Genomic DNA, 19,893 nt, shown 5'->3' on the forward strand with positions numbered 1-19,893 from the left:
GTTAGAATGAAGGTTATAACCCGCGGCTTTTTGTTGTGTTTGATTATGTTGTCCAGCTTCGGCTGGGCAGCAGGTGAGCCACAAACGCCCGCGGAAGCAAAACAGCAAATTCAGGCTTTGCAAAAAGATCTGCAAAAACTGAATTCGTGGCTGAAAGATCTTAAATCAGAACGATCTAGTGTAGAAAAGCAACTTGAAGGCAAAGAAAAAGAGATTCAAGACCTACTGAAAAAGATCCAGACGATTCAAGAAAGTCTCAAGAAAGGAGAAAAGCAGCTGAGCGAATTACGCGTTCAGCAGCGGTCACTTCAGCTGAGTATTCAGCAACAAAACGAACAAATAGCCGCCCAATTAAGGGCGGTTTATCGTTCCGGCGATGAAGAAAGTATTAAGCTATTATTGAATGGGGATGACTCGGAAGATTCAGAGCGTTTGGTTCAATACAATCGGTACTTTTCTACGGCTCGTCAGTCTTTGATAAATGGCTTTATAAATGAGGTGAGCGATTTAAACCTCGTTGAGAAAAGCATACGCAGTCATCGCGCGCAGCAAGCCAGAGAAGAAGTCGCTCTAAAAGAAGAAAGAGCAAGATTGACAGGGCAACAAGCAGAAAGACGTAATTTATTGGCTAAATTGAATAAAGATTTAGCAAATGGTGATAAACGTTCTCAGCAGCTATTGAAAGACCAGCAAAACCTACAAGATATGTTAAAACGCTTGGAAGAAGCGTTAGCAGATGTTCAAATTCCTGACCCTGATGTGCCTTTTGCTTCACAGCGAGGAAAGTTAGTTCGACCTTTGAATAAAATCACTCGCTTGCCTTCAGATGGCAGTATTAATTTGGGTGGCGTGACATTGAAGGCGCAAGAAGGCGAACCTGTTCGTGCGATTTTCCAAGGACGAGTGGTTTTCTCTGATTGGATGCGAGGTTTTGGTTTTCTGCTAATTTTAGATCATGGTGACGGTTATATGTCACTATATGGCTACAACCAAAGCTTACTGAAAGACGTTGGTGAGTGGGTTGGCGCTAATGATGTCGTTGCTATGGCTGGCAGTTCTGGTGGACGACAAGATTCGGCTTTATTTTTTGCAATTCGTCATAATGGAACACCTTTAACGCCTCTTTCTTGGGTTGTGTCTGGTTAGCGGTTTCCATATCTAATACATTTGGCATTTGTCTGATGAGCTATTTTAGCGAGACTTGTGCTCGACAATTCGCAGCCGCTTAATTGGCTAGAAACGTATAAACAGCAATAGGTATAAATATGATCAAAAGTTTGCGTCAACGAATTTCCAGTCTATTCATGGCGCTGATGCTGTTGCCTATTCTGTCTTCTGGTGTTCAGGCCAAAGATGCTTTACCTACCGCCGAGATTCAGTCTTTCGTTGAGACTTTTGAAACCATACATGAAGGTTACGTTGAGACCCTTTCTGATGAAGACATACTTAACAAAGCATTGAAAGGCATGGTGTCCGGCCTTGATCCTCATTCTGAATATTTCACTAAAAGCGAACTGGCAGACTTTGATGAGCTTACATCAGGGAATTACGCTGGCATTGGTGTAGAAGTCGAGATGAAAGATAATCTTTTGACGATTATTACTCCAATTGATGGTTCTCCCGCGGCAGAAGCCGGTATCTTACCGGGTGACGTTATTGTCCGAATCGACAGCACATTGATTTCCGATTTAAGCATGCAGGACATTGTTAGCTTAATGCGTGGAGATGTTGGCTCGAAAGTGAAGTTAGCAATAGAGCGTGAGGGTGAAATCAAAAATTACGAGCTGACTCGTAGGTTGGTGGAAGACGAAAGTGTGTCGAGCAAATGGCTAGGTAATGGTATTGCGTATTTTCGTATCAGTCAGTTTCAAAGTGACAGTAGTCGAGAATTTTCTAGCGCGATTAAAACGATGAACAAAGAGGAACCTATTCAAGCGGTTGTTTTGGATCTTCGTAATAATCCAGGCGGTGTTTTACAAAGTGCGGTGGGCATAGTTGATGCTTTTGTTGATCAAGGCCTAATCGTCTACACAAAAGGCAGACATGAGCTTTCTAGGAGTGAATTTACGGCCTCTAAAAAGAACACCTTGCTAGGGAAAGTTCCTGTCGTTGTCTTGATTAATGAAGGTTCTGCTTCTGCATCTGAAATTGTTGCAGGCGCTTTGCAAGACCATAATCGAGCCGTGGTTCTAGGAACAGAAAGCTTTGGTAAAGGTTCCGTTCAAACGGTTATTCCTCTATCAAATGGCGATGCTGTGAAGTTAACGACAGCGCTTTACTACACGCCAAATGGCCGCTCTATCCAAGCTCAAGGCATTACACCAGATCTCATTGTGCCGCAGGCGACCTTGTCTGTGGAAAAAGGCCAGTTCTTCGTCAAAGAAGCGGAACTAAAAGGTCACTTAAGCAATGGCACTGGTGGTGAAGAACGCACCAGCGCTGACGCTCAACCTGAGATTGGTGAGCTAGCAAACTCGGATTTTCAGTTATTTCAAGCTGTTAGTATTTTGAAAACCTTGCCTAAGTTAGTTCAAATCCAGTGATTTCTTATTTAAAACTATTTATGTCTCTCTACGCGTTAAAAAGCTCCTGCAAAACTTGGTTTACGGGGAGTCTTTTTTTATTTTTTTCTATTACCTGTATCGCCGCAGAATTCGATGATGAAACCTCTACTCTTGTGCATCCTGAATCGCTTGGCCCTGTAATAGAAAAGTCTCAAGGTGAAGTGGAGTTTTTTGGTGAGCCAATTATTTATACTGCCAAGCCTTGGCAGCCAGCGCTTGCGCCTTTTTTGGATGAGCAACTGAAATACGAAGCGTTGAAGAATGCATTACCTGAAACTCAATCGACTGATGAGAAATCATTGGTAAAAAAGCCATTGGTAGAAAGGCCACAAGACTCAACCCCAGAGCCAGTTGTTGCTTCTGAGACTGAGACTGAGGTTGAAGTTGAAGTGGATCAAGAAAATGTTTTTCCTCCTGAAACAGAGGCAGCGGATTCTTACCCAGAGCAAGCTGTTATCGCTATTTTGATTGATGACTTGGGTTACAACCGACAAGGTATGGAAGCCTCTCTCGCGTTACCTAAAGAAGTCGCGCTCGCGATCTTGCCAGAAACACCTTACGCACAAAAAACGGCTGTTACTTCACAGGAGCAGCAACGCATTACCTTATTGCACGCTCCTATGGAAAACCAACGAGAGTTGGCGCTTGGGCCTGGCGGCTTATATGCAAAGATGACAAAAGAAGAGTTGAAGGCAACACTAAAAAAAGACTTGGATGGTTTGTCTGGAATACAGGGCGTTAATAACCATATGGGAAGTTTACTCACCACGAAAGCTGACTCGATGACGTGGGTAATGGAAGTGTTACAAGGTCGCTCGCTTTTCTTTATCGACAGTTTAACGAGTCCAAAAAGTGTCGCGGAAAAAATAGCGAAAGAGCATGGTTTGAAAACAGTGACACGAGATGTCTTCCTAGACAATATTCGTACTGAAAAAGCGATTGATAAGCAGTTCTCTCGTTTGATAAAGCTTGCGCGACGTCATGGTAGTGCGCTGGCAATTGGTCACCCTTATCCAGAAACAACGTCCTATCTTAAAAAGCGTTTAGAAAGCTTAGAGCAAGATGGCGTTGTTCTTGTTCCTTTATCTAAAATACTACTGGCTCCTGATTTAGCTAAGCCTTTGACTAAATAGAATAAACGAAGCGACATCTTGCTTATACACAAAGCTAAATGTCGCTTTTTTTGTGTCTGTGAATAACTTATGTTGTTTTGCACAGGTTTTTTATATGTCAGGCTCTGAAAAGTGTGTCTGAAATGATGTCTCGAACTTGTGACGGCTGGGAAGCACCACCTAACGGCGCATCATAAATGGCATCGATTTTGTCACCAAAGTAAGCACTTACTTCTTCCGCTGTCATCGCTGGATCTAACCCTGCAGGATTGGCTGATGTCGATACAAGGACGCCTTGGAATGCTTCACAAAGTGCTTGAACTGGCTTGTGTTGAGACAAACGAATAGCGACGCTTTGGTGTTCCCCTCTGACCCAACTTGGAGTGATGCTTGTGTCTGGCACGACCCAAGAAGTAGGTGTTTCGTTAATACTAAGGAGTCGGTCGGCAACCTTGGGTTCTAAGGTATTTAACCAAGGTGTTAGCTGTTGTTCAGCTCCTGCAATAAGAATAAGCCCTTTGTATTCTGGTCGAGATTTAAGATCCAGAATTCGTCTTACAGCAGACTCATTGAAAGGGTCACAACCTAGCCCCCAAACCGCTTCGGTTGGGTAGGCGATAACGCCACCTTGTTTGAGAATAGTGGCAAGCTCAGAAGGCGAACGAACAAGATTCATAAAAGTTAATACTCAAAAAGAAATAGTAAAACGGGAATTGTAGCGGGATATGCTGAGTGGAGCTAGTGAGGCATTGGCTGACTGTGTTGGTCAGCCAATGTGAGCAGAAACTAGGTATGTATGTTTCAAGAGAGCCAAATTACATGGCGTCAATTTTTGCCTTAATTTCTTGAATTTTGTTCGTCATAACTCTCTCTAGGTGCTCAAGCTCTTTCACTAGATCTTCTTTCGTGGCTTTCTCTTCATGCTGTCTACCAACGATTTTTTCTAGTTCTTCCATTGCTCGTAGAACAGTTAAGGAAGGTTCTTGTACTTGGCGATAAGTTTGTTGACCACCGTCTGCAAGTACAGTTTTTGTAGAACGGCCAAATTTGAACTTTTTACTTTTTGGAAGCAAAGAGCCTTTTTCGCGACGGTAGTAAATTTTTAAAACGTCGTTTCCGCCTTCATAGCGAAGCGTGAATTTTTCAATATCCTGGATGCTTGTGATGCCCATGGATTGAAGTGTTGGATACATAACCATTTCCCTTCATTAATAATCAGTTAACAGACTTTATTAGTATGGGATTGCACGTATAAAAGCAAGTCAAAATGCGTAGAAAATTGAGATAGCACAGACAATGACGTATTAAGCCTGTCTATGCTATCTCATCTTTATGGGAGGTGATTAATCTTCGTCTTGCTCTGCGTGATCAATATTCAACTCTTTGATCTTTCTGGTAAGCGTATTTCGTCCCCAGCCCAATAGAAGGGAAGCATCACGACGACGACCACCAGTATGCGCCAAAGCGGTTTCTATCATGATACGTTCAAACTTAGGAACAGCTTGATCAAGAATGCCTTTTTGGCCTGTTGCTAGCGTGCTGTCTACCCAGTTCTTAAGCGCATCTTCCCAAGAAGCAAAAGGTTGTTCTTGAGGAACGGAAGTCAGCAACTCTGGTGGTAAATCTTCAACGAGCACTTCTCGGCCAGACGCCATCACAATTAACCAGCGACAGGTGTTCTCTAACTGACGAACATTCCCTGGCCAATCGAGCTGAGTAAGGTAGTTTTCCGTTTCTTTAGTGAGTATTTTCGGCTCAACAGATAACTCTTCTGCAGCACGGCTCAAGAAATGACGGGCAAGCTTAGGAATGTCTTCGCGGCGTTCAGCAAGCTTAGGCAAATGAATGCGAATTACGTTTAAGCGGTGGAATAAATCTTCACGGAACGAACCTTTTTGCACCAAGGTTTCTAAGTTTTGGTGAGTCGCCGCAATAATGCGTACATCTACTTTTACAGGTGTGTGGCCGCCAACGCGATAAAACTCCCCATCGGCCAAAACTCGTAACAAACGAGTTTGTGTTTCCGCTGGCATATCACCAATTTCATCTAGAAACAGGGTGCCGCCATTTGCTTGTTCAAAGCGACCGCGACGCTGTGTGTTTGCGCCAGTAAATGCGCCTTTTTCATGGCCAAATAATTCGGACTCGATTAAATCGTGCGGAATGGCTGCCATGTTCAAGGCGATGAAAGGATTCGCTGAACGAGGGCTGTGAGTGTGGAGTGCTTGAGCAACCAATTCTTTACCTGTACCAGATTCACCATTGATTAAGACGGTGATATTGGAATTGGCAAGTCGTCCAATAGCACGGAAGACCTCTTGCATAGCTGGTGCTTCACCAATGATCTCTTTGTCTACTTGAGGAACGGCTTCTTCCTCAGGCATATCATCCGTACTAGGGCGTGAATTTTTGTGGTGCAGCATAGCGCGTTTTACAAGGCTTACCGCTTCTTCCACATCAAATGGCTTTGGTAAATATTCAAATGCACCACCTTGATAAGATGCGACGGCACTTTCAAGGTCTGAGTGTGCTGTCATGATAATAACAGGCAGGTAAGGGTGGTCATTTTGCAGCTTATCAAGAAGCTCTAAACCGTCCATGCCAGGCATGCGAATGTCACTGATGATGGCGCTTGGCTGTTCTTTGTCTATCATGTTGACGAGGTTTTCAGCCGAGTCAAACAAACGACATTGGATGCCTTCTTGTTCTAGAGTCTTTTCCAATACCCAGCGAATAGAGCGATCATCGTCAACAATCCATACAGTTTCATCTTGTGTCATGTGTTTTTCTCCTGGCCTTGGACTGATGTCTCAATGGGAATTAATATATTGAATTCGGTGTGTTGTGGGTGGCTATTGCATTCGATGATGCCATGATGCTGATGAACAACCGATTGGGAGATGGATAAGCCCAGTCCGGTTCCGTCAGCTCTGCCACTAACCATGGGATAAAATAACGTTTTCATAATGGATTCAGGTATGCCTGGCCCATTGTCGATAATGCTGATTTTGCAAACTAGACGATGTCGTTTGGAGCCGATAGTGAATTGGCGCAAGGTACGAGTGACCATGCGAATCGTCTTTTGCTGGCTGTCTTGGTCTTCCATTAAAGCTTGCATGGCATTTCGAGTAATGTTCAACAGCGCTTGTATCAGCTGAGATTCGTCGCCGATTAAATCTGGAATACTTGGGTCATAATCTCGAATCAATTTGATTTTATTGTCCGTTTCAACGGAAATCAGTTGTCGAACACGCTCAAGCACTTTGTGAATATTTAATGGCTTGTTTTTAGGGATTTGTCTTGGACCTAGCAAACGATCAACAAGGTCTCGTAGACGATCAGATTCTTCAATAATGACTTGGGTGTAGTCATTTAAAGCTTCGTCAGTAAATGCACGGCTAATTAATTGTGCAGCACCACGAATTCCACCTAATGGGTTTTTAATTTCATGGGCAAGCCCACGAACTAATTCTTTGCTGCTTTCGTGGTTCGCAATAATTTCGTCTTCTTGGGAAATTCGCTTCATTCTATCGCGAGGGTAGAGTTCTATAATGAGGCTTTCTGTTGCGTTTGATGACCCCATAATTGGCGTCACAGTGTAATCGCAGAAAAGCTTTTTTGAATTTACTCGCTCAATTTCTGCTTCACGTTTCGTAAAGGCATGACCTGTCTCAATAGCAGAATATAAGGCACTGATACTGTTCTCGTTTTCACGAAAAGCAGAGCTTAAGTCGTTGCCATAAATTCGGCGACGGCTAACCGCGAGTAGCATTTCTGCAGCAGGATTTAAGTATTCTATCTCTAATTTATTATTCACTTGAATAATAGCGGTAGATAGATGATCGATTAATAAACTATACAAAACAAAGCCTCTTTATTGACCATTCACTATGTGCAAAAAGCGAACCAACATTGGGCACTTTGAAATGGCTTATATATATAAGGTATCTGTTTTAAACAAAAAATAATACGCACAATTGTGGTGCGTCATGTGGCGTGCATTTTTTAAGTGCAAAAAAAAGCCTCGATCTAAATCGAGGCTTTCGTGTTTACTGAGCAGTTTTAAAGATTAAACGCTGTAGTAAAGTTCGAACTCAAGAGGAGTTGTTGTCATTGCAACGCGTTGAGCTTCACCTGCTTTAAGGTCGATGTAAGCATCGATCATGTCGTCAGAGAATACACCGCCTTGAGTCAAGAACTCACGGTCTTCGCTTAGGCACTTAAGCGCTTCTTCTAGGCTGCCAGCAACTTGTGGGATAGCTGCTGCTTCTTCAGCTGGAAGATCGTACAAATCTTTGTCTGCTGCATCACCAGGGTGAATCTTGTTTTTGATACCGTCAAGGCCAGCCATCAACATAGCTGCGAAAGCTAGGTATGGGTTAGCGGTTGGATCAGGGAAACGAGCTTCGATACGCTTGCCTTTAGGGCTTGCAACGTAAGGAATACGGATAGAAGCAGAACGGTTACGAGCTGAGTAAGCTAGCATAACTGGTGCTTCGAAACCTGGAACAAGACGCTTGTAAGAGTTAGTTGAAGCGTTTGTGAATGCGTTCAACGCTTTAGCGTGCTTGATGATACCACCGATGTAGTAAAGAGCTGTTTCAGATAGACCAGCGTATTGGTCACCAGCAAATTGGTTAACGCCATCTTTCCAGAAAGATTGGTGAACGTGCATACCAGAACCGTTATCGCCAACGATTGGTTTTGGCATGAATGTCGCTGTTTTGCCGTAAGCGTGAGCAACATTGTGTACACAGTACTTAAGGATTTGAACTTCGTCTGCTTTTTTAACTAGTGTGTTAAATTTAGCGCCGATTTCGTTTTGACCAGCAGTTGCTACTTCATGGTGATGAACTTCGATTTCCAAGCCCATAGATTCCATTGCGCCACACATTGCAGCACGAAGGTCATGGTGAGAGTCAACTGGTGGTACTGGGAAGTAACCGCCTTTAACAGTTGGACGGTGGCCCATGTTGCCGCCTTCAAATTTCTTGTTTGAAGCCCAAGCCGCTTCTTCTGCGTTGATTTCAACACAAGAACCTGACATGTCAGTTTTCCACTTAACATCGTCAAATACGAAGAATTCTGGCTCAGGACCGAAGAATGCAGTGTCGCCAAGGCCTGTAGATTTAAGGAATTCTTCTGCACGTAAAGCAACAGAACGAGGGTCGCGATCGTAACCTTGCATAGTAGAAGGTTCGATGATGTTACAACGAACAATAACAGTCGCTTCTTCAGTGAAAGGATCGATAATAGCAGTATCGTCCTGAGGCATCATGATCATGTCGGATTCGTTGATGCCTTTCCAGCCAGCGATGGATGAACCATCAAACATCTGACCAGTCTCAAAAAACTCTTCGTCTACCGTAATAGCTGGAATAGATACGTGTTGCTCTTTACCTTTAAAATCGGTAAAGCGAAGGTCAACCCACTTCGCGTCATGCTCAGCAATCAAGGCAAGGGTCTTGTTTGACATAGTTGTTCTCCAGTCGTAGTTAAAGCGAAATTACTTTCTATTTAAAAGTGCTTCAATATAAAGCGCCATTTGCAGAATAGAAAGCACAACTTGTGCCAGAAATTTGTGCGATCGAATAATTCTATCTATAACAATAATTTAGACCCAATAAATATTATTTTCGCTTGGTTAGTGAACATAAATAGCGCTCCAAATATAACTTTTGCACTTTTATGGTTCGCTTTTTTGTGATTTTGTTTTGTTTTGGTGCAAATTTATTGTTTTCGTATCGATTGTCTTTTCTTTATACTGTGCGCCTTTCTAACCTCCGGTATATATCGCAACTCCTATGAAATTTATTGTTAAATTCTTTGCAGAAATCACGATCAAAAGTCGCCCTGTAAGAAAGTCCTTCATCAAGCAACTCAGACATAATGTTAAGTTGGTTCTAAAAAAATACGATGCTGATGTTACCGTTGCCGGTAATTGGGATTTTATTGAAATATTTTCCGAGTGCGATGATTTACGTGAAGAATTTACAGAAGCTTTATCTAACATAGCCGGTATTGCTCATTTCCAGTTTGTACGTGAATTTCCACTTGTTGATTTAGACGGCATTGTTGATGAAGCGCTTGTGTCTTATGGCGATGTTCTTAAAGATGCTGTTTTTGCGGTACGCGTAAAGCGTGTTGGTAAACATCACGATTTCACCTCGGTTGAAGCTGAACGCCATATTGGTGGTTGCTTAAAAGCACGCTCTGGCGCGCTGGCCGTTCGTTTGAAAAATCCAGAAGTCTTGGTGCCTATCGATATTCGCGACGATAGAGTTTGGATGATCGAACAACGAGTGGAAGGTTTAGGTGGTTATCCTCTTGGTTCACAAGATCCGGTTTTGTCTCTGATGTCCGGCGGTTATGACTCTACCGTGAGCTCTTATTTAACGATGAGTCGTGGATTAAAAACGCATTTTTGCTTTTTTAATCTTGGTGGTGATGCCCACGAAATTGGTGTGAAGCAGGTTTCTCATTATATTTGGGAGAAATATGGTTCTTCATTGAACGTAAAATTCATTACGGTTCCATTTGAAGCGGTTGTGGGTGAGATTTTAACCAAAGTCGATAATGCCGAAATGGGCGTGATCTTAAAACGTATGATGTTACGTGCGGCTTCTCAAGTCATGGAAGAGGTTGGCGCCAAAGCCTTGGTGACGGGAGAAAGCGTTGCTCAGGTATCAAGTCAAACATTGATGAATTTGAAAGTGATTGATCAAGTTACTGAAGAGCTGGTGTTACGTCCTTTGGTGACAATGAACAAACAAGAAATTATCGATAAAGCCATTGATATTGGTACGGCACCTTTTGCGGCGAGTATGCCTGAGTTCTGTGGCGTTATTTCGGTAAAACCGACGACACGAGCAAAGATGCACCGTGTTGAAAAACAAGAATCTAACTTTGATTTTGATGTGCTTGAGCAAGCCGTTGCGAATGCGAAGATTATGTCTATCCAAAACGTGATGGATGACGTAGCGAAGCAATATCAAGGTGAAGTGCCAGTGGTGAGAATGCCTGTTGGTGATGAAGTGATTATTGATATTCGTCATCCAGATGAAGCAAGTCATCGCCCATTGAAAGTAAGTGGACGTCCAGTCAAAGTTATTCCATTTTTTGCTCTCGATTCTAATTGGGCTGAAATGGAAAAAGACGTTACTCATTTGCTTTATTGCGGTAAAGGCGTCATGAGCCGAATGCATGCCTCTTACTTATTAGGTAAAGGCCATGAGAATGTTGGTGTTTATTTACCTTAATTAAGAAATGAAAAGTCGTAGCATTTTTGTAGTAAATGAATGCTACTGTTTTGAATTCAGCGCAGTTTATTACTTGATTGGTCTATTTTTGTGGATTTTTTTACTCACTTTAATGGGATATTTATCAATATAAGGGTACAATTGCGCGAATTTTACCCCGCACCAAGATCCGAGACGCTTGAAGAGCATACCCGCCCGAGTCAAGCGGCGGTATATCTTTTTGCTCAAATCAAATGCAGAGAATTATAAATGTCTAATGATATTAGTAAGTTACGCAATATAGCCATCATTGCGCACGTTGACCATGGTAAGACTACCCTAGTTGATAAATTGTTAAGCCAGTCTGGCACCTTGGATCGTAAAGACGAAGGTTCCGAGCGAATCATGGACTCTAACGATCAAGAAAAAGAACGTGGTATTACCATTTTGGCGAAAAACACAGCCATCAAATGGAACGACTACCGTATTAATATCGTAGACACACCTGGGCACGCCGACTTCGGTGGTGAAGTAGAACGTGTACTTTCTATGGTTGACTGTGTATGTCTATTGGTTGATGCCGTTGATGGTCCAATGCCGCAAACACGTTTTGTAACATCAAAAGCATTTGAGCAAGGTTTGCGTCCTATTGTTGTTATCAACAAAATTGACCGTCCTGGTGCTCGCCCTGATTGGGTTATGGATCAAGTATTCGATTTGTTCGACAGCCTTGGTGCAACGGAAGATCAGCTAGATTTCCCTGTTATTTATGCTTCTGCAATCAATGGTATCGCTGGTACTGATCCAGAAGAAATGGCAGAAGACATGACGCCTCTGTATCAAATGATTGTAGACAGTGTTCCTGCTCCAGATGTTGATCCAGCTGGTTCTTTCCAAATGCAGGTTTCTGCATTGGATTACGACAGCTATGTTGGTGTAATCGGTGTAGGCCGTATCACTCGTGGTAGCTTGTCTCCAAACCAGCAGGTTGTTATCAAGTCTGCAGACGGCTCTGAGCGTAAAGGTAAAGTACTTAACGTGAAAGGCTACCTTGGTCTTGATCGTATCGATACAGATCTTGCAACAGCAGGTGACATCGTTTGTATCAACGGTATCGATAAACTAAGTATCTCTGATACTTTGTGTGATCCTGATTGTGTTGAAGCTTTGCCTGCATTGAGTGTAGATGAGCCAACGGTAAGCATGAACTTTATCGTTAACAACTCTCCGTTTGCTGGTAAAGAAGGTAAGTTCGTTACTTCTCGTAATATTAAAGATCGTTTGGATCAAGAGCTTATCCACAACGTAGCATTGCGAGTTAAACAAGGTGACACGCCAGATAAATTTATCGTTTCTGGTCGTGGTGAATTACACCTTTCTGTATTGATTGAAACAATGCGTCGTGAAGGCTTCGAGATGGGTGTATCTCGTCCTGAAGTTGTGACAAAAGAAATCGACGGCGTAAAATGCGAACCATTTGAAGTTGTGGTTATTGATGTTGAAGAACAGCATCAAGGCGCGATCATGGAAGAAGTTGGTCTTCGTAAAGGCGAACTAACTAACATGGAACCAGATGGTAAAGGTCGTATTCGCCTTGAATTCATGATGCCTTCTCGTGGTTTGATCGGCTTCCGTGGTTTGTTCCTAACATTGACATCTGGTTCAGGTATTTTGACCAGTGTATTTGACCATTACGGACCAGTGAAAGACGGTGAAGTACAAAGCCGTAAGAATGGTGTTTTGGTAAGTATGTTGTCTGGTAAAACAGCCGCTTACGCTTTGTTCAACTTGCAGAGCCGTGGCCGTATGTTCCTAGGTCATGCTGTTGAAGTTTACGAAGGTCAAATCATCGGTATTCACTCTCGTGACAATGACTTGGCAATCAACCCGATTAAAGGTAAGCAGCTGACTAACGTACGTGCATCTGGTACAGATGAAGCGTTAACTTTGACGCCGCCAATCAAGCATACACTTGAGCAAGCGCTTGAGTTTATCGAAGACGATGAATTGGTAGAAGTAACGCCAGAAAGCATCCGAATTCGTAAGAAGCTATTGACTGAAAACGAGCGTAAACGCGCTGGTCGTAAGTAAGAGCTTTACTAAAGCGACTGGTCGAGTCGCTTTTAAAGAGCAGCAGCAAATGAGTTTATGCAAATAAACTCAGGAGCGACAGAAGCGCCTTCGGGCGCTTTTGTTTTTTCTGGCATTTGATAAAGTGAAATGCAGCAAGCAGGTTTGATTTAAAAAGAGGCCGTTATGAAGGTTCTAATACAAAGAGCATTAAACGCCAGTGTGGTTGTAGAGGGTGAAACCATTGGCGCTATCGATCATGGGCAACTGGTTTTGGTCGGTATCGAAAAAGGCGATACGGAAGCAGATACACAGCGCTTGGCTGATAAACTTCTTAAGTATCGAATGTTTGGTGACGAAGAAGGGAAAATGAACCTGAACGTTCAGCAAGTGAATGGCGGTGTCTTATTGGTGTCGCAATTCACCTTAGCGGCAGAAACCAAAAAAGGCTTGCGTCCAGGGTTCTCAACAGCAGCCATTCCAGCGGAAGGCGAACGTCTCTTTAATGACTTTGTAGAAAAAGTACGAGCACAATACAACAAAGTAGAAACAGGGCAGTTTGGAGCAGATATGAAAGTCTCTTTTACCAATGACGGCCCTGTTACCTTTATTTTGGATTAGCTTGGCTCTGGGGCTTAGGTCTTCTCATTTGGATAGGTTGGCCAGCGTTCGCTGGCGTTGCTAGTCCATTGTGGGCGGTTTGGATTCTCTCAACTAAAGAGAGCGTATGAGGTAAAAAAGGCGCTGGTCGGTGATTCTTCATGTCCATATGCAGTAGTAAGGTTTCCATCGTCGCCAACTCATCATGAGTAGTCGCATGATACATGGTTAAAAATAAGCGCAATTTTTTTGCGTCGCTTTCAAGCAGCTGTCCTTTTATGACGATGTTTTCCTCTTCTGATACTTCTTTTAGGTAAGTCACCATACTTTGTAAGGTATAAATTGATACGTCATACTCTTCGCGAAAAGAGTCATGAAGATCAATGTATTTCATGAAACCTTCGATGCCTTGGCTAAAAGCCACCACATAATAAGCGTCATTCATGTGTCCGTTGTAATCTATCCACTCTGGTAATACTTCACTTTCAAATAATGTAATCATTAGTGTGACCTTTTAGTTTCGATGCGAAATAAACAGTATTTTGACTATATTAGTGGTAAAAAAAGGTGCTACTTGATCAAATTCGAATAATGTATGATGTTTTTCTAATTAACGAGGTTTGATATCAATGTTTGGTGACTCATTTAAAAATGGCCCTCAGAAGATTTATTTCCTATTGGTACCAGGCTTTTCTCTGTTTGGTCTAACCTCCATGCTAGCGCCGCTTCGACATGCCAATCGCACTAGCAATGAAACGCTATATGAGTGGTATTTACTCTCAGAGCATGGCGGTATGATTTCAAGCAGTGATGAAATAGAGATACATTGCAACTCAAGCATTAGTGCTGTTGATAAATGCAATATGTTGGTGATTTGTTCCGGCACACAGCCTCATACGGTTTTAACGCCTGGAATTCTGGCCTTCATCCGTAAGCAGAGCCAATACGGTGCGGATATAGGCTGTCAGGATACCGGTGCTTATATCGCCGCCGCAGCGGGTATTCTCGATGGTTATCGTGTCACGACTCATTGGGAAAACTATGCGAGTACCGTTGAACACTACCCAAAAGTGAATTTTGTCCAAGAGCTACTTGTTATAGACAGAAAGCGTTTTTCGTGTCCGGGTGCACTGTCTGGTCTGGATATGATGCTGCATCTTATTAGCTCTCAGCATACAAATGAACTTGCCACGAGTGTTGCAGATGAGTTGGTGTATACCCAGCAGCGTTCTCATACAGATCCTCAAAGACGGTCACTTCAAATTAGATTGAACAGTCGTAACGCCAACCTAATCGAAGCGGTACAGTTAATGGAGAGGAATATAGAAGAGCCCTTATTAATCAGTGATTTGGTTGATCATCTTGAGATCTCTAGTCGAGAGCTAGAGCGACTCTTTAAAAAACACCTTCAGCAGACACCTAAAGCTTTTTATCGACAACTGCGCTTAGAAAAGGCGCGTTGGATGCTACAGCAAACCCATGACAGTATCACTGCAATCTCTACGGCATGTGGCTTTTCTTCCCTTTCGCACTTCACTCGTAGTTATCAGCAATTATTCATGAAAAAACCCAGCCAAGAGCGTTAGTGCTTTCATTGTAATCTTTAGAAATTTTTCATCGAAGTTCAAGTTAAGTGACAGCTTACGACAAATTATCCAATTACGACATAAATCAATTTTTGTCTTTTTTGAATTAAAAATAATCGTATTTGAGCAATTTTAAAGGATTATTCAGAGTAGATTTTATTAGGTGAGTTGAGGGGGAGCGTATTTTATTAGGTTCCCGTTGTGTATTTACCTTATCTGAAGATCGAAAGCATGAATCAAGACGTCATTATTACCTGTGCAGTAAATGGTGCGGCAGATACCGCTAGCCGCAACCCAAATGTTCCTGTTACTCCAGAACAAATCGCGAACTCGGTCATAGAAGCATGGAATGCGGGCGCAGCAATTGCCCATATTCATGTTCGAGACCCCGAGACCACTCAAGGCTCAAGAAGAGTCGACTTATATGCTGAAGTATGTGAGCGTGTTCGTTCGTCTAGCTGTGACATTATTCTCAATTTGACTGCAGGAATGGGGGGCGACCTTTATATTGGCCCTGAAGAAAATCCTGCGGAATTTGGTTCAGACACCGATTTGGTCGGTGCTTTAGAACGCTTGAAGCACATTGAACTCCTTAAGCCTGAAATTTGTACACTCGATTGTGGCTCATTAAATTTCGGTGATAACAACCTAGTTTATGTCTCCACACCAGACATGCTGAGAATTGGTGCTGCTCGTATTAAAGAGCTTGGTGTCACTGTTGAATTAGAGATCTTTGATACCGGTAACTTATGGTTCTCATTACAAATGATGAAAGAGGGCTTGTTAGACGACAATGCCATGTTTCAGCTGTGCCAAGGGATTCCATGGGGCGCGCCACCAAATATCGGCATTTTAAAAGGTATGGTCGATATGCTACCTGCGAACACCAATTGGACAGCATTTGCCCTAGGCCGTAATCAACTCCCATGGGCGGCTCAATCAGCGTTATTAGGGGGCCATGTACGAGTAGGTTTAGAGGATAACTTGTACTTGGGCAAAGGCGTATTGGCGACCAATGGTCAACTTGTTGAGCGTTCAGTGGGCATTATTGAGGGCATGGGGTCGCGCATCCTTACTCCGACAGAAGCTCGTGAAAAATTACGCTTACGTGGCACTCAATAATCCTTGGAGGTAGGTATGACTCGTCCAAACCCAAATGAAGTAACGAAAATTGGTGTCATTGGTACAGGTGTTATTGGTGGCGCTTGGGCGCTGCATTTCTTGCGCATGGGCATGGAAGTGGTTGCCTATGACCCAGGCCCTAACTCAAAAGAAAAGCTGCTGGCTATGGTTGATCATGTTTGGCCAACCATAGAAAAGCTCGGGTTGAGAGAAGGTGCAGGTAAACATAAATTGCGCTTTGTTGATTCCTTGGAAGACATGGTTTCCTGTGTCGAAGTGATTCAAGAAAGTACGCCAGAGCGATTGGATGCGAAACAGGCATTGTTTGCTCAGCTGGATGCCATTGCCCCGCCTGAAGTGGTGATTATCTCCAGTACATCAGGGTTTCCAATGACAGATATGGCGTCGGAGTTAAAAGATAATCCAGATCGATTCGTTGTCGGGCATCCATTTAACCCGCCTTATTTAATGCCTTTCTGTGAAGTTTGTGGTGGCGAAAGAACCAGTCAAGAGGTGGTGGATTGGACGGCTGATTTCTATGAAGCCATAGAAAAACAAGTCGCAAAAATGGATAAGGAGTTGCCAGGCTTTATTGGTAATCGCTTACAAGAAGCCTTATGGCGAGAAGCTTTACACATGGTGAAAAACAAAGAGTGTTCAGTTGAGGATATCGATAAGGCCATTGCTTATGGTCCGGGCTTACGCTGGGCGATCATGGGCCACTGCCTGACTTATCATCTAGGGGGTGGGCAAGGTGGTATGGCGCATTTGCTCGATCATTTTGAAGAGTCTTTGGAAGCGCCTTGGACACGTTTGAAAGCGCCGAAATTAACACAAGAGCTGAAAGACGACATGGTGGCTGGATGCTTGACTCAAGCGAACGGTGCATCAATTAACGAACTGATAGAAGAGCGTGATGATTGCTTGATTCGTATCATGCAAACATTAGATGAGTACCGGAAAGAGAAAGGTATTAAGCGTTAATCATGTGGCCAGTTTATTCAGAAAAATAAACTGGCTTCTATCAGCTTGAGAATGAGGAACGCTAGGGAATCTCACGATAAAAATATGATGTTTGTGGATGTCATTCAATTAAAATAGGTGGGCTAAGTTAGATGTCAGGAACCAATACAGAGCAACCTGCAATAGAATGTAGGAACGTATGGAAAATATTTGGCGATCGGTCACTTGAGGCTTTAGAGGCAGTCAAGAGTAAAGGGCTAACAAAAGACCAGGTGCGTGAAGATTATGGTTGTGTGGTAGGTGTTGCCAATGCAAGCTTTCAAGCATTACCGGGAGAGATATTTTGTATTATGGGGCTTTCTGGCAGTGGTAAGTCGACCTTAGTACGCCACATCAACCGCTTAATAGAGCCGACGTCAGGGGACATCTTCATTGAGAATGAAGACATTAATGCGTTAAATGCAAATGAATTGCGCAGAGTTCGCGCAGAAAAGATTGGTATGGTCTTCCAACATACTGCCTTATTACCCCATCGTACGGTTCGAGATAATGTTGCATTAGGGCTTGAACTGAGACATGTGGAAGAGTCTAAGCGGTTGAAAATCGCTCAACAGAAGCTCGAGCTTGTTCAACTTAATGGCTGGGAAGATCGCTTACCCTCAGAACTTTCAGGAGGCATGCAGCAGCGTGTTGGTCTAGCGCGCGCTATGGCGGCTGACCCTTCCATTTTGTTGATGGATGAGCCGTTCAGCGCCCTAGACCCTCTAATTCGCCGACAGTTACAGGATCAGTTCCTAGAGCTATCTCGAGAAATGAAGAAAACCACCATCTTTATCACTCATGACTTGGATGAGGCCATCCGTATTGGTAACCGCATCGCAATCATGAAAGACGGCGAGATTGTTCAAATCGGTACTCCTGAGCAAATTGTCACTGAGCCTGCGAACGATTATGTCGCCGACTTTGTGAAAGACATCTCACGTTTAAAACTGGTTTCCGCTCAATCCATCATGCGTCCCATCGACGAATATTTGAAAGACAACGTGTTAGATAAAGGTCTATGTCCAATAGCCGCTCATGATGCAGACCTAGATGAGCTCATTAACTTAGCGATTGATCATGAAAGCCCAATTCTAGTCGTCAAACAGGACATAGAAATTGGGGTGATTACTAAGCGACAGTTATTGCGCGGAATACAGGGGAGAGATGTTAATGAGTAATGCTACGAAGCAAGGTGCAAGCGTCAATGCAACGGATAACCAAGATAAGTCTTTGAATAAGAAGGAGATCGAAGACTTAAAGCAGTTTCTAGGAAGTTCGACCGAGTACTACTCTCAGTCATTTAAGGAAATCATCGGTGGAGAAAAATATAAACTCAACTTAGCAGCTGCGCTTTATGGCCCCTTATGGGCAGCAAGCCGAAATGTATGGGTTTTATTCTGGCTGTTATTGGTAACAGATACCCTGGCTTGTATTTCCATTGCGAGAAGTTTGTGGAGTACAGAAGCTTACCCAGAAGCAAGCGCTGCCGTTGGGTTAAGTGTGCTCATTGTTAGTCACCTAATAGCTGGCTGTGTTGCGAACAGTATGTACTACAAGCTTTACTGTAAGTGGCGAGTGAATAAAGGCCTGTTAATCGGTACAAGCAATAATAGAGTCCTTAAAGGCGCTGCGCTGATAGCGGCCATTCTCCCTGTTACCGTATACAAATTTAGCTCCTCACAGGTTATTGAAATCTTAGATACTTTTCCAACCAGTCGCAAAATTGCCTCCTCAACGGCGAGAAGTATCGACGCATTCGTTGAATGGCTAACCATTTCATTCGAAGACATTTTTGACTCTATTACTTGGGCCATTCGTGGCATGTTGGATTTTTTAGAGTTGCTGTTTATCGGTACACCTTGGCCAGTCATGGCTCTACTGCTTCTTTTGCTTTCGTGGAAAATGGCGGGCTGGAGAGTGGTGATGTTTACAGCCGCGGCGCTAACTTACCTTGGTGTGTTTGGTTTTTGGGATAAATCCATGAGTACCATGGCATTGGTTGGGGCTTCGGTATTTATCTGTCTGATTATAGGTGCACCGCTAGGCGTGTTAGCCGCTAAGAACCCCGCTTTTAACCGCTTTCTGAATCCAATTTTAGACGTCATGCAAACCATGCCGAGTTTTGTCTATCTCATACCAGCCATTGCTTTCTTTTCCATTGGTAAGCCGCCAGCAGTGTTAGCGACGGTGGTATTCGCCATGCCACCAATGATTCGCTTAACGGCGTTAGGTATACAGCAAGTTAATCCCTCCGTTATTGAAGCTATGTTGGCCTTTGGCGCAAGTCCTCGACAGATTCTATTTAAGGCACAGCTGCCATTGGCAATGCCATCGATTATGGCTGGGATCAATCAGAGCATCATGATGAGTCTATCAATGGTGGTGGTCGCCGCATTAATCGGTGCGGGTGGGCTTGGTTATGATGTTTTGACGTCCTTGCAGCATCTTGATGCGGGCAAAGGTCTGCTGGCAGGTTTGGCGATTGTGCTATGCGCCATGATCCTCGACAAGATTATCCAAGGTCACCATTCCAAAGCATGAGTTAAGTGTGTGAGTAAGTATTAGAAAGTTAGTTTCTCCCTGAACTGTTAATGGA

17 protein-coding genes are annotated in these 19,893 nt (G+C 43.3%); 11 read left to right on the forward strand and 6 right to left on the reverse strand.

Going from position 1 to position 19,893, the window contains the following annotated elements; all coding sequences use genetic code 11:
• The first annotated feature begins 6 nt into the window (after positions 1-6).
• The 3 genes from ACMUMQ_RS06640 to ACMUMQ_RS06650 all read left to right on the forward strand — a co-directional run bounded on the left by ACMUMQ_RS06640 (position 7) and on the right by ACMUMQ_RS06650 (position 3,697).
• Positions 7-1,146 carry a murein hydrolase activator EnvC family protein gene (locus tag ACMUMQ_RS06640; protein ID WP_414681222.1) on the forward strand — a complete coding sequence of 380 codons (1,140 nt, stop codon included), beginning with the start codon at positions 7-9 and terminating at the stop codon, positions 1,144-1,146.
• A gap of 119 nt (positions 1,147-1,265) precedes the next feature.
• Complete coding sequence (gene ctpA, locus ACMUMQ_RS06645; protein WP_414681223.1) at positions 1,266-2,543, forward strand: carboxyl-terminal processing protease CtpA; 1,278 nt, start codon at positions 1,266-1,268, stop codon at positions 2,541-2,543.
• Between the two features lie 20 nt (positions 2,544-2,563).
• Positions 2,564-3,697, forward strand: a complete 1,134-nt coding sequence (locus ACMUMQ_RS06650) for a divergent polysaccharide deacetylase family protein (protein ID WP_414681224.1) — start codon at positions 2,564-2,566, stop codon at positions 3,695-3,697.
• Positions 3,698-3,794: 97 nt separating this feature from the next.
• Here the strand turns inward: ACMUMQ_RS06650 and tsaC are convergent, their stop codons facing one another.
• From tsaC to glnA, 5 genes are all read right to left on the reverse strand, one after another.
• Positions 3,795-4,352, reverse strand: a complete 558-nt coding sequence (tsaC, locus tag ACMUMQ_RS06655) for an L-threonylcarbamoyladenylate synthase type 1 TsaC (protein WP_414681225.1) — start codon at positions 4,350-4,352, stop codon at positions 3,795-3,797.
• 139 nt (positions 4,353-4,491) lie between these two features.
• Positions 4,492-4,869, reverse strand: coding sequence for a DUF3461 family protein (locus ACMUMQ_RS06660; protein WP_317002523.1), 378 nt, complete (start codon positions 4,867-4,869; stop codon positions 4,492-4,494).
• Positions 4,870-5,019: 150 nt separating this feature from the next.
• A complete protein-coding gene (gene ntrC, locus ACMUMQ_RS06665; protein ID WP_414681226.1) occupies positions 5,020-6,456 on the reverse strand; it encodes a nitrogen regulation protein NR(I) in 1,437 nt (478 codons plus the stop codon).
• Positions 6,453-7,538, reverse strand: a complete 1,086-nt coding sequence (gene glnL, locus ACMUMQ_RS06670) for a nitrogen regulation protein NR(II) (RefSeq protein WP_414681227.1) — start codon at positions 7,536-7,538, stop codon at positions 6,453-6,455. Before glnL ends, ntrC begins: the two co-directional genes overlap by 4 nt.
• A gap of 207 nt (positions 7,539-7,745) precedes the next feature.
• The gene (gene glnA, locus ACMUMQ_RS06675; protein ID WP_414681228.1) at positions 7,746-9,152 is read right to left on the reverse strand and encodes a glutamate--ammonia ligase; all 1,407 of its coding nucleotides are present in this window, start codon (positions 9,150-9,152) and stop codon (positions 7,746-7,748) included.
• 328 nt (positions 9,153-9,480) lie between these two features.
• On the opposite strand from glnA, the gene thiI reads away from it, so the two are divergent.
• The 3 genes from thiI (at position 9,481) to dtd (ending at position 13,605) form a co-directional block, all read left to right on the forward strand.
• Complete coding sequence (thiI, locus tag ACMUMQ_RS06680; protein WP_414681229.1) at positions 9,481-10,935, forward strand: tRNA uracil 4-sulfurtransferase ThiI; 1,455 nt, start codon at positions 9,481-9,483, stop codon at positions 10,933-10,935.
• 249 nt (positions 10,936-11,184) lie between these two features.
• Positions 11,185-13,005 (forward strand): translational GTPase TypA, encoded by a 1,821-nt coding sequence (typA, locus tag ACMUMQ_RS06685; protein ID WP_414681230.1) that lies wholly within the window; start codon positions 11,185-11,187, stop codon positions 13,003-13,005.
• Between the two features lie 165 nt (positions 13,006-13,170).
• Entirely contained in the window at positions 13,171-13,605 is a 435-nt protein-coding gene (dtd, locus tag ACMUMQ_RS06690) for a D-aminoacyl-tRNA deacylase (RefSeq protein ID WP_414681231.1), read from the forward strand.
• On the opposite strand, the gene ACMUMQ_RS06695 is transcribed toward dtd, so the two are convergent.
• A complete protein-coding gene (locus tag ACMUMQ_RS06695; RefSeq protein WP_414681232.1) occupies positions 13,592-14,086 on the reverse strand; it encodes a thioesterase family protein in 495 nt (164 codons plus the stop codon). The genes dtd and ACMUMQ_RS06695 overlap by 14 nt on opposite strands.
• Positions 14,087-14,213: 127 nt before the next feature.
• Between ACMUMQ_RS06695 and ACMUMQ_RS06700 the strand changes: the two genes are divergently transcribed.
• The 5 genes from ACMUMQ_RS06700 to ACMUMQ_RS06720 all read left to right on the forward strand — a co-directional run bounded on the left by ACMUMQ_RS06700 (position 14,214) and on the right by ACMUMQ_RS06720 (position 19,838).
• Positions 14,214-15,170 carry a GlxA family transcriptional regulator gene (locus ACMUMQ_RS06700; RefSeq protein WP_414681234.1) on the forward strand — a complete coding sequence of 319 codons (957 nt, stop codon included), beginning with the start codon at positions 14,214-14,216 and terminating at the stop codon, positions 15,168-15,170.
• A 231-nt stretch (positions 15,171-15,401) separates the two neighbouring features.
• On the forward strand, positions 15,402-16,292 hold the full coding sequence (locus ACMUMQ_RS06705; protein WP_414681235.1) for a beta-keto acid cleavage family enzyme: 891 nt from the start codon (positions 15,402-15,404) through the stop codon (positions 16,290-16,292).
• Between the two features lie 15 nt (positions 16,293-16,307).
• Positions 16,308-17,276 (forward strand): 3-hydroxyacyl-CoA dehydrogenase NAD-binding domain-containing protein, encoded by a 969-nt coding sequence (locus tag ACMUMQ_RS06710; protein WP_414681236.1) that lies wholly within the window; start codon positions 16,308-16,310, stop codon positions 17,274-17,276.
• Positions 17,277-17,407: 131 nt separating this feature from the next.
• The gene (locus ACMUMQ_RS06715) at positions 17,408-18,475 is read left to right on the forward strand and encodes a quaternary amine ABC transporter ATP-binding protein (protein ID WP_414681237.1); all 1,068 of its coding nucleotides are present in this window, start codon (positions 17,408-17,410) and stop codon (positions 18,473-18,475) included.
• Complete coding sequence (locus tag ACMUMQ_RS06720) at positions 18,468-19,838, forward strand: ABC transporter permease (protein ID WP_414681239.1); 1,371 nt, start codon at positions 18,468-18,470, stop codon at positions 19,836-19,838. Before ACMUMQ_RS06715 ends, ACMUMQ_RS06720 begins: the two co-directional genes overlap by 8 nt.
• The last annotated feature ends 55 nt before the right edge of the window (positions 19,839-19,893 follow it).

Source organism: Marinomonas algae (assembly GCF_047525555.1).
Lineage (GTDB): Bacteria > Pseudomonadota > Gammaproteobacteria > Pseudomonadales > Marinomonadaceae > Marinomonas.

What these genes read in the sequence shown, in the direction of transcription:
- ACMUMQ_RS06660 (WP_317002523.1), bottom strand. Translation starts at nt 4,869, where the DNA reads ATGTATCCAACACTTCAATCCATGGGCATCACAAGCATCCAGGATATT.
- typA (WP_414681230.1), top strand. Translation starts at nt 11,185, where the DNA reads ATGTCTAATGATATTAGTAAGTTACGCAATATAGCCATCATTGCGCAC.
- dtd (WP_414681231.1), top strand. Translation starts at nt 13,171, where the DNA reads ATGAAGGTTCTAATACAAAGAGCATTAAACGCCAGTGTGGTTGTAGAG.
- ACMUMQ_RS06650 (WP_414681224.1), top strand. Translation starts at nt 2,564, where the DNA reads ATGTCTCTCTACGCGTTAAAAAGCTCCTGCAAAACTTGGTTTACGGGG.
- ACMUMQ_RS06710 (WP_414681236.1), top strand. Translation starts at nt 16,308, where the DNA reads ATGACTCGTCCAAACCCAAATGAAGTAACGAAAATTGGTGTCATTGGT.
- thiI (WP_414681229.1), top strand. Translation starts at nt 9,481, where the DNA reads ATGAAATTTATTGTTAAATTCTTTGCAGAAATCACGATCAAAAGTCGC.
- ntrC (WP_414681226.1), bottom strand. Translation starts at nt 6,456, where the DNA reads ATGACACAAGATGAAACTGTATGGATTGTTGACGATGATCGCTCTATT.
- ACMUMQ_RS06640 (WP_414681222.1), top strand. Translation starts at nt 7, where the DNA reads ATGAAGGTTATAACCCGCGGCTTTTTGTTGTGTTTGATTATGTTGTCC.
- ACMUMQ_RS06715 (WP_414681237.1), top strand. Translation starts at nt 17,408, where the DNA reads ATGTCAGGAACCAATACAGAGCAACCTGCAATAGAATGTAGGAACGTA.
- ACMUMQ_RS06705 (WP_414681235.1), top strand. Translation starts at nt 15,402, where the DNA reads ATGAATCAAGACGTCATTATTACCTGTGCAGTAAATGGTGCGGCAGAT.
- tsaC (WP_414681225.1), bottom strand. Translation starts at nt 4,352, where the DNA reads ATGAATCTTGTTCGTTCGCCTTCTGAGCTTGCCACTATTCTCAAACAA.
- glnA (WP_414681228.1), bottom strand. Translation starts at nt 9,152, where the DNA reads ATGTCAAACAAGACCCTTGCCTTGATTGCTGAGCATGACGCGAAGTGG.
- ACMUMQ_RS06720 (WP_414681239.1), top strand. Translation starts at nt 18,468, where the DNA reads ATGAGTAATGCTACGAAGCAAGGTGCAAGCGTCAATGCAACGGATAAC.
- ACMUMQ_RS06700 (WP_414681234.1), top strand. Translation starts at nt 14,214, where the DNA reads ATGTTTGGTGACTCATTTAAAAATGGCCCTCAGAAGATTTATTTCCTA.
- ctpA (WP_414681223.1), top strand. Translation starts at nt 1,266, where the DNA reads ATGATCAAAAGTTTGCGTCAACGAATTTCCAGTCTATTCATGGCGCTG.
- ACMUMQ_RS06695 (WP_414681232.1), bottom strand. Translation starts at nt 14,086, where the DNA reads ATGATTACATTATTTGAAAGTGAAGTATTACCAGAGTGGATAGATTAC.